Origin of the sequence: Veillonella absiana (assembly GCF_032970865.1) — a bacterium.
GTDB classification, from domain to species: domain Bacteria; phylum Bacillota; class Negativicutes; order Veillonellales; family Veillonellaceae; genus Veillonella; species Veillonella absiana.
The window spans coordinates 164,570-180,397 of record NZ_JAWJZB010000006.1 but is presented as its reverse complement, the minus strand read 5'-3'; the positions used below and the strand labels follow the sequence as shown (position 1 = coordinate 180,397).

The following is a 15,828-nucleotide window of genomic DNA, read 5'->3' as shown; positions in this document are numbered from 1 at the left end:
TCGCCACTAAGATTGATAGGAGCAAGCTCCCATCTCTCTTCGTTCGACTTGCATGTGTTAAGCACGCCGCCAGCGTTCGTCCTGAGCCAGGATCAAACTCTCCAAGATATCTTGAAGCTATTCGAGTAGCTCATTTTTGTTGTCGTTGCTGATAGCAACTTGAATTTTTTGGTTGGTTTCATTTAATGAAACCCGCACTCTGGCATATGTTCATTTCTTTCGAAATGATTACCTATCATTGTTCAGTTTTCAAAGATCTGTTCATTAGGTTTAATCCCTAACGACTTGTATTAGTATATCAGTGATTTCTCATCTCGTCAACATTTTTTTGACAAATTTTTGACTAAATTTTTACCGCTACTATACATTGTATTTAACCTTTCACACTCATACTATTTATATGAATACAAAGATTAAATCATAACCAATTTCTCTAAAATTAGAGATAGAAAACTCACAAGCCGAAACTTGTGAGTTTTAGTTTGGTGACTCACCCGCGACTCGAACGCGGGACACCCTGATTAAAAGTCAGGTGCTCTGCCAACTGAGCTAGTGAGTCATGTTGGCAGGGGTGGCTGGGATCGAACCAGCGCATAATGGAGTCAAAGTCCATTGCCTTACCACTTGGCGACACCCCTACAATTGATTACGTCGATATGTAGGTATATGGGGTGAGTAGTGGGGATCGAACCCACGAGTAACGGAGCCACAATCCGCCGTGTTAACCACTTCACCATACCCACCACAGCATGACTACTAGACATATCTGTCTTCGTAACAAAGAGAATTATACCTAATCACAGGTATCATGTCAACAACTTTTTTATAAAAAATGAAAATAAAATATTTATTTCTATTTTTTATCCCCCATACTATATAACAACGGTTTTCTATAAGTGTATTTCACTATCCATAATATAGTCCTAACCATAATATAGTCCTAAATAATATAGTTCTAAATAACACTGTATACTAATCTATTATCATAGAATACAATCTAGGACTTTCACAAATCGGAAAGTCCCAGATTATTATAGATTGTTATTTTTTAGGTAAATATGCTTTCACAAAGTTAGGTAATGCAAACGCAGCCTTTTGAATACCATAATTATAGTATTTTGTTTCAAAGTTTTGCTCACGGTTTGGTTCCCAAGTCAACGGATCATATGTTTTGGATCCGATTGTGAAACAATGCATGCCTGCTGGGTAGATTGGAATAAATGCAGTGTACAAACGTGTAATAGGGAAATGACGTTGTACATAGCCGAATACTTTTTCTACCAATGGTTGATGAAGCATTGGGGATTCTGTTTGTTGTACAAATAGACCATCCTTTTTCAACGCGTTCATAGTATTTTGATAGAACTCTTCCGTAAATAAACCTTCCCCAGGGCCAATTGGGTCAGAGCAGTCCACGATGATTACGTCATAGTAGTCCTCTTGTTCTGCCATGAAACCGATGCCGTCGCCAATTTTTACAGTCAATTTAGGATGGTTTTCATTCATCGCCTTGGAAATAGTTGGCAAATATTGTTTCGCCAATTCTACTACCTTGCCATCGATTTCAACCATAGTTACTTCTTTCACGCAGTCGTGACGTACACATTCCCGCGCTACGCCACCATCACCACCACCGATGATGAGTACGCGTTCAGGATTTTTGTGCAAGAATAATGGCACATGGGCAATCATTTCATGATAGATGAATTCTTCGCGCTCAGATGTTTGGAATACACCGTCTAATGCGAGCATCATACCATATTCTTTTGATTTGAACACTTCGATTTTTTGGAATTCAGATTCACCACTATATAATACTTCTTCTGCTTCTGCGCTTAAACGCAAATGAGGTGTTTGTTCCTCAGTAATCCATTGACTCACGCCTATACCTCCAATTTTTTAGGGCTCACGTACGCAAAGCCGCCACCAAGTATGGTATCCTGCAACCAATTCACCAAGGAGAACTCACGGATTTCACCTTCGTCAAAAATGTTACAACGAATATCATCGCCTTCTTCGTAAATACTCCAAATAGGAACCCAATGCCAAGTATAGAGGGCTGGTTCCTTACCCTTGTGGCGATTCAAGAATGCGATAGGTACATCTTGGGATAGACCTTGCACCAAAAATTCAGCTGCTTCGTTAATTTCCACGCGAGATGCGGCAAAGGGAGATACATTAATCATATGCACATCATATGGTAAATCCTTTTCCACGAGCATTTTGCCGAGGCCGGCCTCCATCCATTGCGTTTTATATACGCCACCGCCAAATCTTGGTTTTACGTAATTCCACATCATATTCATGCGCTCTAAGGCACCTACTTGATCAGCAGATTGAGACACATCAAGTAAGCCATCACGTAACATTGTGTACGTCACAACTTGCGTAGCTGTTGTAGGACCGCAACCAGACAAGCGTTGCCACTCGTCAGTAAACCATTCTTGATCGTAGCCATGTGAAATTTTACCATTAGCATTAATGTCGAGCCATTCTGGGTGTTTGATTGCGATTCTTTCCATATTCTTAGCCTTCTACTACTTCTACTTTTTCCATAACGTCGCCTGGTTTGATACCATCAACAACGTCCATACCTTCTGTTACTTTACCAAATACTGTGTGCACACCATCCAAATGAGGTTGTGGTTCATATACGATAAAGAATTGGCTACCGCCAGTGTTAGGACCACGGTGAGCCATGGATAATGCACCACGTTCATGTTTATGTGGATTGCCGATTAATTCGTCTTTAATTGTGTAGCCAGGGCCACCTGTACCAGTAGCGTTAGGGCAGCCGCCTTGTGCTACGAAACCAGGAATAACACGGTGGAATGTCAAGCCATCGTAGAAACCTTTGTTAATAAGATCTACAAAGTTTTGTACTGTGCCTGGTGCTTCTTGATCAAATAATTCGATGGTAATGTCGCCTGCGCTCATATGAATAATTGCTTGTTTCATTGTGGTTCTACCTCCAAAATTGTACGTAATACATGGGCTGCCAAGATAAATCCTGCCACTGGTGGCACAAAACTACACGTTCCCGGACTCGTTCCGTCCTGACGGAATTGTGGTTTTGTCGGTTTTTCTGTGGAAAACAGCACCAATTGTTTTTTTATGCCCCTCTTTTTGAGTTCGCGCCGCATAACGCGTGCGAGTGGGCACGTATGTGTTTTATTAATATCCGCAATTTCAAGTTTCTCTGGGTAAAAGCGATTGCCCCCACCCATACAAGAAATCACAGGAATACCCTCGCGTTGACAAATCTCAATGATGTTGAGCTTCGCTGTTACCATATCAATGGCATCGATAACAAAGTCGACATTGAGACTTTCAATAAACCCTGGGTAGGCCTCATCCGTATACACGATGTCATGAGTTTCTACGATGATGTCTGGATTAATCGCCAAAGCACGAGTCTTCGCCAAATCCACCTTGCGATGACCGATTGTTTCATTCGTCGTAATCAACTGACGATTCAAATTACTCGGTGTCACCTTGTCACCATCGATGAGGACAATGCGACCAACACCTGCACGAACAAGTGCTTCGAGGGTCCCTCCGCCTACACCACCCACGCCAAAGAGCGCGATGGATGTGCCCTTTAAGGTTTCAATCTTGTCTGGACCAACGAGCCATTCCAGACGTGTTAACATATGTTCCATATAAATTCCTATTAAATTATATTGTATCACTATAGTGCTTGCTAAATTATTGCATCCGATTCAAGCCGATTTTACATCCGATTCAGGATAATCTTATATCCGGTTCGAGATGAGTTTATATTTGGTTCGGGACGTCTTTACATGCGGTTTGGGATGATTTCAGTCCAATATCCATCTGGATCGGCGATGAAATAAATCCCCATACCTTCATTTTCATATACCACAACACCCATTTCTTTGTGCTTTTTCAAGGCTCCTTCATAATCGTCGGTACGGAACGCCAAATGAATTTCATTATCCCCTAGATTATATGGACGGTCCCAATCACGTAGCCAAGTCAATTCCAACTCATGCTCTGTATATGGGCTTTTTAAATATACCAAAATGAAAGAACCATCTTCCGCTTCTTTACGGCGAGACTCTTCTAAAAATAGAGCGTCTTTGTAGAAAGCTAGGCTCTTGTCGAGATCTTTGACGTTAATATTATTATGTGCAAACGAAAATTTCATGATAGTCTCCTTTTCAATTCCTACAAAAACTACCTTACTTATCATCTTATCATATTCATCTAGTTTTTTCTATGTTTGAGGTTAAGGTATATGTTGTCATGGAGCTTACGCATAATTTTCAGCCTGAGCAGGGCCATATGCGCTCGTTACGCTGAAGTAAACCTTCAAATTTCGCTCGACACATATGGCCCTGCTCATTAGATGCGGGAACAAAGATAATCTAACATATTGAACATATATGTATTTGACCGACTAATATCAAATAAATTATTATAGGCTTATAAAGACTACTGACAGCAGAAAGTCGCCTTTGCTGCCACTTCATGGAGGGTGTGGCGTCCTCCCAGTAGTCTTTTTTGTATCTGAATTACAACCATATATTTCAATTATTAAGTTACTATACCTATTATTCGTATAGTAACTTTTTCTTTGTTCAGGCCTTTCGGGGTTTCCCCCACCCATGTAGATATTCAAATTTCTCGTCTCACTAATATACTCTATCCTGCAAAGGAGGGCAGCGCTTCAAATTTGAATATCGGCGAACCGTAGAGTAGTGTGTATATCTTCGCAGCGAACTTTGAACGTCCCGTTCAGTGAGTCGAGAAGATATACACACTACCCGGTTACCCAATAACAAATTGAGCGGTGCTGCCTTTGGAGGAGCGAGAAATTTGAAGATGTACATTAATTCTTTCTTTGAGTTCCGGCACATGTGATATAACCCCAATCAATCGTCCGCTATCTTGCAATCCAATCAATGTTTCCATGGCAATATCTAATGTATCTGGATCCAATGTACCAAAACCTTCGTCAATAAAGATTGTATCCATATGAATACCGCCAGCGTAGCTTTGAATAATATCTGCTAAACCTAGGGCGAGCGCTAATGATGCCAGGAAAGTTTCACCACCAGATAATGTATTCGCCGGACGAGCCACACCTGTATAGCTATCCAAAACACCAAGGTCTAAGCCTTTTTTACCACGACCTGTTTCTGAGTAGTCTGTGCGCTCTAAATTGTATCGCCCACGGCTCATGGTGTGTAAGCGGTCATTAGCTGCATAAACAACTTCATCCAGAATGGCACCTAGTACATACCGCTCAAAGGTAACATCCTTGATACCACTTTCACCACCGTTGGCCAATTCATAGAGGCGGCCAATAAACTCCACTTGTTCACGCTGTTTCGAAATAGATTTATCGAGGTCGCGCACAGTTTTCAAAGTCTGTTCCAGATGTGCTTGTTCTTTCTCCCAATTCGCCAACGTACCGATGGCTGTATCACGGGTTTGCACAGCCGCATCATATACAGCGTCTTCCACACGTTCTGTGGGCTCCGACAATGCTGCCAATTTATCGCGACTCGCTTGCAGTTGTCCCTGTAAAGTAACCAAACGTTTATCATAATCCGCCAAGGTTTTCTCGAACTCTGGTTTCTGATTTCGCGTGTCATAGATCCCAACGAATTCATCTAGCGTTATATCTTGAGTTGTAAGAGATGCATCGAATTCATTTTGAATGGTCTCCAATTGAGCTTCTGCCTCTTGTAATTGTACCGTTAGCAAATCACGTTTAGATGTATAGGCAGTAACATTCGTTTGAATGCTTTGCAGTTTATTTTGGATATCTCGCAGCATTGTTTCATAGGCTTTCACCTGTGTCCGCAATGCCTCCATATCGGATTTCCAGTTTGTCCCCTCCTGAATGCCCAACTGCGATTGCAATGAATCAACGCGGGTAGATAATTTTGTGATATCTACATCCAACGTCTGTTTTCGCTGTTTCAATGCATCAACTTGTTTACGCGTCACATCCAATTGTTGTTGCTCATCCTTCAGAGATTTACGATTAGATTTCACGCGAGTATCCGTTGTTTTATGTGTACTATGCAATGACTCAAGTTCAGTGATAGATGCTATTGTTTTAGCAAGCAAATCGTCCAACACTTGCTTTAGCTCCGAAACAGCATCAGTCTGATTCACCATATCATATTTATTTTCATCAGAACTCATTGCAGATATGGTCGCATCAGAGCTCATCATAGATTTGGTCACATCATAGCTCATCATAGATTTGGTCACATCATAGCTCATCATAGATTTGGCCGCCTCAAAGCTCATCAAAGATTTAGTCGCAGAGAGCCATTCTGACAAATCTGTATCATATTGTTTCATCAATAATGCGTAGGCGCTATCCAATTGATGGTACTTCGCCTGCGATTCATCGGATTTCTCCTGAGCCTGTTTAACGTCGTCCGCCGTGGGCACATTATCTGGTTGCTCTGCTACATGCGGATGATGGACGGATCCGCACACGGCGCAAGGTTCTCCTTCACTCAAATCAGCGGCCAATGAATATGCACTAGCCTGTGCCAGTGCATTCGCCAATGTCGTAGCTACGCGTTTATCTGATTCTGCAGATGTTTTCGCAGTCCCTAATGCAGTTTTTTTCTGATCTAATTCCGCTTGTTGCTTCTTCAAGGCGCCATATTGATTCGCCAAATCAGATAGGGCTGTCTTTTGTACTTTCGCTGTTGCCAAATCCTCCACGACGTTTTCATGCTCGCCTAACCATTGTTCATCCGTTTCAATGGCACCGGTCAACTCCGTTACCTTTGCCACGGATTCTTGCACAAGTTCTGCATTGCGCTCAATATCCCTGGCTACCTGTTCCAACTCATTTCGCTGCGATTGTAATTGATCCACTTGTGTAGATAGGGATTCCAACTGGTCCAAATTATTTTCAAACTGGCGCAACCTCACCACTTGTTCGTTATATACCGCCTCTTGTAATTGATGCTTGGCGAGTTCTTCCTTGGCTCCAGTTTCCTTGACCAGCTCTGCCTCCAAAGATGTCCCTAGTTTTTCGATCTCCTGCGTTACGGTTTTAACTAGTCCCTCTTGTGAAAGTTGCTTTTCATACACCCCAAACACAGGTTCTAGTGTAACTAGCTGAGCTAATTGTGATCGTATTGGTCCCAGTTGTCGTCCCTCATCCAGCAACGCTTGTTCTTGAGCCGTATAATTAGCCACTTCCATAGATTGAGTATCAAAGAACTTCGCTGCATCACGAATGACCTCTAATTTTTTTACTTGTTCAGTCGCCTCATCTCTACAAGATTCTAATATTTCTCGTTCAGATGCGCGATTAACAATATAATCCGCTAGGTGTCCAATGGTTAGAATTGGTTGTAATTCATCCGTGATCACATCTGCTTGTTCAGCACTGATAATTGAATCGTCTGAACCTAAATCGCCTACAGGGCTAATTCCTGATGTAATTGGCTCCGTTCGCTCAATCATTTCTAGGTACGAATTTTGTTTCTGCAAATTCTCAGAAATACCACTTTGGGCCTCTAGGTAATCTTCACGCAACCTGTCTTGTAGTCTTCGATAAATTTCCGTACGGAACAATGTATGTAACAATTCTTCTCGTTCGCTAGTGCTTGCTACCAGCAGTTTTCTAAATTCACCTTGAGGCAACAGAACGACTTGTAGAAATTGATCCTTGCGGAAACCAATGATTCTTTGAACGGTTTCTTTCACCTCATTGGCTTGTGTCGCAATGGTATCCCACTCGCTGGTTTCATCATTCCACTGGAACACAATGGCCTTGGCGCCTTGCATTTTTGTGCCTGTCCCACGTTTTTTAGCCACCTCTTGTTTTGGCAAGCGCTCGATTTTGTAGGTGCTTTCACCAACGGAGAATTCAAATATAACCTGCGTCTGTGTGTCAGGCTCGGCAAAATCACTGCGGATATTATCAGTTTTGCGCACCTCGCCACTAGGATCGCCATAAAGGGCGTATACGATAGCGTCGAGAACACTCGTTTTGCCCGCCCCCGTAGGACCTGTGATGAGGAACATTTTCGCATCATTGAGGGTTGTAAAGTCGAGATTCACCGTGCCACTATAGGGTCCGAAGGCCTGAATTTGTAACGATATGGGTTTCATGATTCGGCCTCCTATTCGTCCTTATTAATATCATCCCACAACTGATTGATATATTCCGATTGCGCCTGTGAAAGAGGCTCCTTCCACACAGCTTCGGCAAACTGCGCAAACAATTGGCGCTCATTTAAATTTTTATATTCTTGTCGCACCGGATCGAGTTCATTTCGTTCCATGCGACCTACTAATTCAAGATTCATGCAATGGGGATAGGCTTGACGTAATTTAGCCATGCCGTCGATGATTGGTGCTGTATCGAGGAGCTCCACCTTCATATAATTCTCCTTATGTTGTTGTTGTAATGTACGGTCATTTAATAAATCAGCAAACAGACCACGTAGTACCACTACATCACGCTTCGCCTCTATGGGAATAAACTCTAGGGACACCTTTCCTTTTTTATCCACATCTACGATGGTGAAGGATTTTTGCTGATTACTTTCATCAAATGAATATTTCAATAACGACCCACTATAGCGGATATAATCCGCCCCTGCTCGTTGGGATCCGTGCAAATGTCCTAGCGCTGCATAATTAAAGTTTCTAAATACAGCGGGATTCACAACCTCATTACCGCCCACCGATAATACACGTTCAGAACCACCTACTTCACCACCGGCCACAAAGGCATGGGATAAAGCAATCTTGCGAGTTTTCTTTGGTACAAGGCTAGCGAGGTAATCGCTCCAGCGTTGATAGACGGAGTCGTAGTCATGTCTATGAATATCCTCTGCAAACGAATTCATCTCGACTACATCTACTGCTTCATCAACAGCTAAGTTGTTACTCTCAGCAAATAAATCTAATTGTTCTATATCGGTTTTAACCGATTTTTTATCTGCTTTACTTGATTTCGTAGATTTACTTGTTTTCGTAGATTTATTTGCATGATTAGCAACACTACTCAAATTAGAACTTTCACCATTTCTATTCAACGCCACATCAATGCGTCGCGGTTCTGCAAAAGGCATCGGACAGATAGCGATATCTCCAAATTCATCTTGCACTGTAAATGGCGCCATGGCATGCTCCGGTGTACCCCAAATATGGACGCCACTATTGGCCAGCATATGACGGCCCACCTCGAGTCGCTCAGGCCCATCATGATTACCACTGATTCCAAAAAGAGGAATATTATAATCCATCGCTAGTTTTGTGATAACAGAATCCCACAATTCAACAGCCTCAACTGGTGGCACAGAGCGATCATAAATATCTCCGGCCAATAAAATGCCGTCTATATTTTGGTCTTTCAACAGGTCGAAAAATTGATGTTCCAATACATGCGCCTGGTCCTCAGTCAAATATCGGGCATAAAAAATACGGCCCAGATGCCAGTCCGCCGTGTGCAATAATCTCATGAGACCTCCCCCTTATGCCTTTTTCACCTTGATATACTCAATGTACTGATTGCCCCATACCTCGAGACTATCTAGCACAATTTTGAATTGTTCACCTATCGGTGTTAGAGAATACTCTACGCGTGGCGGCACCTCTGGATACACAGTTCGTTTTACTAAGCCCTCCTCCTCAAGGAATCTGAGTTGCTTCGTCAATGTAGTTTGGGTTAAATCGGCCATTTCACGATGCAATTCATTAAAACGTTTCGTTCCTTCGCTCAAATGATGCATCACTAAAATCGACCATTTCCCAGCCAATAATTTCTGTGTCGTTACATATGGACAGATACCAAATAAATTTTCTGCACTCATTTCTTGTACAGTTTTCGATATACCCATGATTCCTCCTAATTTATTTTTATATTTTAAATCCTTATAGTTACACAATACTATCATAAAAGATACTTGCAATACCAAAAGACCGTACTTGTATAAATTATTGTACAGACCTATACTGTAGTTACAAGTTAATTCAAGTGTAACAGAATTACATATTTTTGCAATAGAAAGAGATAGATAATTATGAACATCGCAATTATTGGTATTACAGGAAAATCCGGTCATTTAATCGCAGCCGAAGCAGAAAAACGCGGTCATCAAGTTACAGGTATTGTACGTAACAAACAAAAATATAATGGTAGCGCTATTGAAAAAGACATCATGTCCCTTGCAGCACAAGATCTCACTCAATTTGATGTAGTAGTGCAAGCCACAGGCTATTGGACCCCAGACACATTACATTTGCACAAAGACGGTTTAATCCATGTAGCTCAATTATTACGTAATACACCTACACGCTTATTTGTTGTTGGTGGTGCATCTAGCTTGTATATGGATCAAGAACACACAATCCAACATTTCAACACCCCTGATTTCCCAGAAGCATACAAACCAGTCGCTAGTGCGATGAAGGAAGGTCGCAGCTACGCAGATTACGCCAAGGCGTTTGTAGACGCTATTGAAAGCAACAACCATACACGCCAACGTTTATCTGTCATTCAAAAATAAATTATAGACTGAAAATACTAAAGCTCGTGCTCAGAGATGATTATTTCTCTGAACACGAGCTTTCTAGTTATATAGTTGTTTCTCTACGCTATTTCAATAAAGTATTTTATTTACTTTCACAAAAATCGTTTTCATCGCCGAATTATGCATTGTCCACGATAGAACGAAGCATAGCGATTTCCTTTGCGTAACCGTCCAACTCATTTGGCGTTTCCAAATAGAACGGCAAGTTTGTCAATTTCGGATGTGTCACGATACGCGCGATGGCATCGATACCGATATGACCTTCGCCGATTTTTTCATGACGGTCCTTGTGGGCGCCAATCGGATTTTTAGAATCGTTCAAATGAATAGCATGTAAACGATCAATACCAACGATAGAATCAAATTCATCGAGAACGCCCTCCAAATTATTGACGATATCATAACCGCCTTCGTGGATGTGACATGTATCGACACAAACACCGAGGTATTCTTTTAGTTTAACGCCATCAATAATACGCGCCAATTCTTCAAATTTAGACCCCACCTCTGTGCCCTTGCCAGCCATCGCTTCAAGAAGCACTGTCGTTTTCATGCCTGGGAACATTACTTCGTTGAGGCAATCAATGATATATTCGATGCCTTGATCCATCCCCTGTTTTACATGACTGCCTGGGTGAAAGTTATACATATTCCCAGGAATATATTCCATGCGCTCCAAATCTTCACGCATAGAATTTTTCGCAAATTCACGCAAATCGGGTTTTGCTGCACAGGCATTCAATGTGTATGGAGCATGAGCAAGCAACCGGCCAAAATTATGTTCCTCCATGTATGCCACAAGAGCCTTCATGTCCGCCTCGTCAAAAGCACGTACTTGACCACCACGGGGATTACGAGAGAAAAATTGGAATGTATTCGCCCCAATAGAGCTGGCCTCTTGGCCCATATATAAATAGCCTTTACTAATCGATAAATGGCTACCAATAACAAACATAGTAAATCCTTTCTGTCTATAATAGTTCACTTAGTATCTATCCTAATAGTATACAGGCGATACTGTAGGTGTTAATGTATCCTATATAATTTTTTAGTTATTTCTCTAATCTGACCATAAAATAACCCCATGGCACAGGTTTTCCTATGTCATGGGGTTACGGTTTTAATGACTCTGTTTACGTAAGCAATCAGGGCAAATACCTTCAAAGGTAATCTGTTGCCCTGTTACTCGATATTCGCTACCTTCCTCAACGATTTTGGAAATAGCCTTCGAATCGATACCCATCAAATCCTCTACCTTGTTGCAAACTGTGCAACGGATATGAGAGTGATTTTGTGTATCCCAGTCATAACGAGCGCAATCATCGCCAACGTCAAGAACTTTTACAAGACCGATTTTTTCAAAAATTTCCATCGTTTTATATACTGTCGCCAAGCTCATGCTAGGATGTTCAGCGCGTAAACTTTGATAAATCAGTTCTGCAGTTGGATGATTATGATGACCAGTTAATGCCTGGTAAATAGCGATACGTTGAGGAGTAACTTTAAACCCTTCACTACGTAAAATTTGAGCAATATCCATACTACTCAACCTTTCTTCCACTTGGAAAATAAAATGTTCATCACTCATGAACACAGTTATCTATTACAACTCTAAAAGTGTCAATAAATAACTATTATTGTTTACTAATTATATCATGTTTTATAGCAAATTAGCAATACTTTAAGGCTCATAAACCCAATTTCAAAAATAACACCTTCAAGACTAATCTTTGTTGAGGTACTTAACACAAGAACCCCCAGAAAGGATTCATTACCATGAGCTTAGACGTTATGTCTAGTCGAATGGGAATGAACCTTTCTAGGGGTTTGCCTGTTTATATTACATCAAAGTTTAGTCTTCGAAGTAAGGTTTGAAATTAGCTTTATGAGCTGGTTTTCTTTCGCCAGAGCGAGGACGACTAGCACGGTCATCACGTCTTGGACGGTCACCGTCTTTGCGATCACGTCTAGGTCGCTCATCATCACGGCGTTCACGACGAGGACAATCACCATCACGACGGTCACGGCGTGGACGATCGCCATCGCGTCTTTCGCCATCACGGCCCTCACGACGACGGTCACCAGAACGGCGACGATCGCGGTCACGACCACGGCCGCCTTCACGACGAGATTTACGTACGCGCAATGGTTTTTCTTCTGTAATATTTACAGGTGTTTGATCCGGTTCCTTAGTCAACAATTTCAATGCTGCTGCTAATAATGTTACAGAATCAGTGTCATTCAACAATCCTTCTGCACTGGAACGGAATGGTGCTAATGCTTCTGCGTTGTCAGTCATTTCAACGAGGCTTTCGATTGCCAAACGTTGTTGACCTTCTAGAACCTCACCCAAGGATGGAGCACGACGACGAGCGATTTTACGTTTAATCAAACGTTCGATGGCATGCAAATGTTCCATCTCACGAGGGATAACGAATGTGAAAGCTTCGCCAGTTTTACCCGCACGGCCTGTACGACCAACACGGTGCGTGTAGCTTTCAGGATCTTGAGGTAAATCATAGTTGTATACATGAGATACACCAGAGATATCAAGACCACGAGCTGCTACGTCAGTAGCTACTAAAATATCGATAATGCCTTCGCGGAATTGGCGAATAACACTGTCACGTTTCTGTTGGGATAAATCACCATGAATCCCCTCAGCCATGTAACCACGTTTTTTCAAGCCTTCCGTTACTTCATCAACACGACGTTTTGTACGCGCAAAGATGATAGCAAGTTCTGGAGCTTGAATATCGAACAATCGGCACAATACGTCAAATTTTTGACGGTCTTGTACTTCGATGTAGTACTGTTCGATAGAGTCCATAGTAAGTTGAGTCGCTTTCATACGAATCAATGTTGGTTCTGTTAGGTATGTTTCAGCCAAGTTTTGAATTGCTTTTGGCATTGTGGCAGAGAATAACAAAGTTTGGCGTTCTTCAGGAACTTCTTGCAAAATTTTGTTGATGTCATCTACGAAGCCCATGTTTAACATTTCGTCAGCTTCATCAAGAACGACGATTTTAACTTGGTCTAATTTAATGGAACCACGATCCATATGGTCCATCAAGCGGCCTGGTGTTGCCACAATGATTTGTGGGTTCTTACGCAATGAGCGGAATTGACGATTAATGTCTTGACCGCCATAAATAGGCAACGCTTGAATGTCCGTGTATTGAGCCATTTTGTTGAGCTCTTCAGCTACTTGAATAGCTAATTCACGAGTTGGAGATAAAATAACCACTTGAACGTGACGATTAGTCCCGTCTACGCGTTCCAACACAGGAATACCGAATGCGGCCGTTTTGCCAGTACCTGTTTGAGCTTGACCGATCATGTCTTGACCACTCATGGCAACTGGGATAGCTTCCTGTTGAATTGGCGTAGGCTCTTCAAAGCCCATGTCGTTTAACGCTCTTAGAACAGGTTCGCTAATCATTAATTGTTCAAATTTTTCTAACATAAAATATGTGTTTCCTCCTTCGTGCACGAATTATGCACGTTAGAATAGTATAACATATATTTAAAATTATAGATACCTCGATAGGTTCAAATTACACGAATCGGGGAAACTATAGAATTCAAAAATAAAAATATACTCCCCCATAGTCGATGTAACAAGGACTTTTTAGAATAATGCAATAAGAAATTAAATCCTAGTAATAAATTATCTATATAAAACAAGGACTGTGAAAGTGCCACTACAGCAACTTTCACAGTCCCCAATTTTACTATTTCAAATCAACTAGACTAATGATTTAACAATATATTCTATCGATCTAAGTCATATAGGCCAGATGGTTGATCATTAAGATTGATAATGATGGATTTCATTTGAGTATAATGTTCCAACATTACTTTATGAGTTTCACGACCAATACCAGATTGTTTTACGCCGCCAAATGGAGCGCCAGCTGGGATAGAGTTGTATGTATTAACCCACATACGACCAGTTTCAACGGCACGTGCTACGCGGATAGCTCTGTTAATATTTTGAGTAAATACGCCACCGCCTAGACCATATTGACTATCGTTAGCCATTTCGATAACTTCTTCTTCACTATGGAATTTGATAACTACCGCAACTGGTCCAAAGATTTCTTCACGAGCTACGCGCATATCATTAGTTACGTTTGTAATCAATGTTGGGCGTACGAAGCAACCCTTATCAAGGCCATCTTCTGTAACGCGTACGCCGCCAGCAGCGATAGTAGCGCCTTCTTGCTTAGCAATTTCAACATATTCTAGCACTTTACGAACTTGACCTTCATAACTAGCAGAACCCAATTGTGTATCGTCATTCCAAGGCAATCCTACTTTTACATTGTTAAACAATGTGGACAACTCAGCTACGAATTTATCATAAATTGTGTCTTGTACAAAAATACGGGAGCCTGCACAACATACTTGACCTTGGTTGAACAAAATGCCGAGCATCGCACCATCAAGGGCTTGTTCCCAATTAGCATCTTCAAAGAAGATATTCGCAGATTTACCGCCCAATTCCAAAGTAGCAGGAATCAAACGTTGCGATGCCGCTTTGTAAACGTCGAGACCAACTTCTGTACTTCCTGTGAAAGCCAATTTGCTGAAACCAGGGTGATCCAAGATAAATTGACCAGATTGGGAACCTTTACCAGTTACGATGTTCACAACGCCTGGAGGAAGGATATCTTTCAAAACATCGCCAAGTTCCAACAGACTCAAGGATGTATGGCTGGATGGTTTAATAACTACTGTACAACCAGATGCCAATGCAGGTGCTAATTTCCAAGCAGCCATCAAGAATGGGAAGTTCCAAGGTACAACTTGACCTACAACCCCAATTGGATCATGAACAATCAATGCCATTGTATTGTCGTCAAGCATAGTAGCGGAACCTTCTTCTGCACGAAGAACGCCGGCAAAATATCTGAAGTGATCAGATGCAAATGGAATATCTAAACCGCGAGTTTCACGGATTGGTTTACCATTATCATGAGTTTCTACTTGTGCGAAATGCTCCAAATGAGCATCAATCGCATCTGCAATAGCTAATAAATAATTAGCACGTTCAATTTTAGATGTATGTTTCCACGTTTTGAAAGCTTCTGTAGCTGCATCCACAGCGCGATCAACGTCTTCTTTTGTTGCTTCTGCACATTTAGCTAACAATTCACCATTAGCTGGGTTGTGTGCTTCAAATAATGTACCGTCAGATGCTGGTACCCATTCATTATTAATTAATAATCCATATGTTTCTTTTAGGTTCAAGCTCATGTGACACCTCCGA

Annotated in this window: 13 protein-coding genes, 3 tRNA genes and 1 rRNA gene; 1 reads left to right on the top strand and 16 read right to left on the bottom strand. The window is 41.6% G+C overall.

The genetic code is table 11. The features are described 5' to 3' along the window. From RVY80_RS06515 to RVY80_RS06460, 12 genes are all read right to left on the bottom strand, one after another. Nucleotides 1-108, bottom strand: a 16S ribosomal RNA gene (locus tag RVY80_RS06515); the annotation flags it as partial. Between the two features lie 375 nt (nt 109-483). After that, a tRNA-Lys gene (locus RVY80_RS06510) sits at nt 484-559 on the bottom strand. Nucleotides 560-563: 4 nt separating this feature from the next. Further along, nucleotides 564-638, bottom strand: a tRNA-Gln gene (locus RVY80_RS06505). Nucleotides 639-667: 29 nt separating this feature from the next. Beyond that, nucleotides 668-743, bottom strand: a tRNA-His gene (locus tag RVY80_RS06500). Between the two features lie 298 nt (nt 744-1,041). Continuing rightward, on the bottom strand, nt 1,042-1,881 hold the full coding sequence (gene speE / locus RVY80_RS06495; protein ID WP_295190387.1) for a polyamine aminopropyltransferase: 840 nt from the start codon (nt 1,879-1,881) through the stop codon (nt 1,042-1,044). Nucleotides 1,882-1,883: 2 nt separating this feature from the next. Beyond that, nucleotides 1,884-2,522 carry a hypothetical protein gene (locus RVY80_RS06490; protein WP_295190390.1) on the bottom strand — a complete coding sequence of 213 codons (639 nt, stop codon included), beginning with the start codon at nt 2,520-2,522 and terminating at the stop codon, nt 1,884-1,886. Nucleotides 2,523-2,526: 4 nt separating this feature from the next. Continuing rightward, nucleotides 2,527-2,958: a peptidylprolyl isomerase gene (locus tag RVY80_RS06485; protein WP_317329997.1), complete on the bottom strand. Its 432-nt coding sequence runs from the start codon at nt 2,956-2,958 to the stop codon at nt 2,527-2,529. After that, nucleotides 2,955-3,662 (bottom strand): tRNA threonylcarbamoyladenosine dehydratase, encoded by a 708-nt coding sequence (locus tag RVY80_RS06480; RefSeq protein ID WP_317329996.1) that lies wholly within the window; start codon nt 3,660-3,662, stop codon nt 2,955-2,957. The genes RVY80_RS06485 and RVY80_RS06480 overlap by 4 nt, the downstream gene beginning before the upstream one ends. A 137-nt stretch (nt 3,663-3,799) precedes the next feature. After that, nucleotides 3,800-4,171, bottom strand: a complete 372-nt coding sequence (locus tag RVY80_RS06475; RefSeq protein ID WP_295190398.1) for a VOC family protein — start codon at nt 4,169-4,171, stop codon at nt 3,800-3,802. A 623-nt stretch (nt 4,172-4,794) separates the two neighbouring features. After that, nucleotides 4,795-8,124: an SMC family ATPase gene (locus tag RVY80_RS06470; RefSeq protein ID WP_317329995.1), complete on the bottom strand. Its 3,330-nt coding sequence runs from the start codon at nt 8,122-8,124 to the stop codon at nt 4,795-4,797. Between the two features lie 11 nt (nt 8,125-8,135). Beyond that, on the bottom strand, nt 8,136-9,482 hold the full coding sequence (locus RVY80_RS06465; RefSeq protein WP_317329994.1) for an exonuclease SbcCD subunit D: 1,347 nt from the start codon (nt 9,480-9,482) through the stop codon (nt 8,136-8,138). Between the two features lie 12 nt (nt 9,483-9,494). After that, entirely contained in the window at nt 9,495-9,860 is a 366-nt protein-coding gene (locus RVY80_RS06460; protein ID WP_411040713.1) for a winged helix-turn-helix transcriptional regulator, read from the bottom strand. 183 nt (nt 9,861-10,043) lie between these two features. Between RVY80_RS06460 and RVY80_RS06455 the strand changes: the two genes are divergently transcribed. After that, nucleotides 10,044-10,529, top strand: a complete 486-nt coding sequence (locus RVY80_RS06455; RefSeq protein ID WP_317329993.1) for an NAD(P)-dependent oxidoreductase — start codon at nt 10,044-10,046, stop codon at nt 10,527-10,529. A 142-nt stretch (nt 10,530-10,671) separates the two neighbouring features. On the opposite strand, the gene RVY80_RS06450 is transcribed toward RVY80_RS06455, so the two are convergent. From RVY80_RS06450 to RVY80_RS06435, 4 genes are all read right to left on the bottom strand, one after another. Beyond that, nucleotides 10,672-11,508: a deoxyribonuclease IV gene (locus RVY80_RS06450; RefSeq protein ID WP_317329992.1), complete on the bottom strand. Its 837-nt coding sequence runs from the start codon at nt 11,506-11,508 to the stop codon at nt 10,672-10,674. 165 nt (nt 11,509-11,673) lie between these two features. Beyond that, a complete protein-coding gene (locus tag RVY80_RS06445; RefSeq protein WP_295190416.1) occupies nt 11,674-12,093 on the bottom strand; it encodes a Fur family transcriptional regulator in 420 nt (139 codons plus the stop codon). Between the two features lie 312 nt (nt 12,094-12,405). Further along, a complete protein-coding gene (locus tag RVY80_RS06440; protein ID WP_317329991.1) occupies nt 12,406-14,019 on the bottom strand; it encodes a DEAD/DEAH box helicase in 1,614 nt (537 codons plus the stop codon). A gap of 308 nt (nt 14,020-14,327) precedes the next feature. Next, nucleotides 14,328-15,815, bottom strand: coding sequence for an aldehyde dehydrogenase family protein (locus RVY80_RS06435; protein ID WP_317329990.1), 1,488 nt, complete (start codon nt 15,813-15,815; stop codon nt 14,328-14,330). Nucleotides 15,816-15,828: the final 13 nt, after the last annotated feature.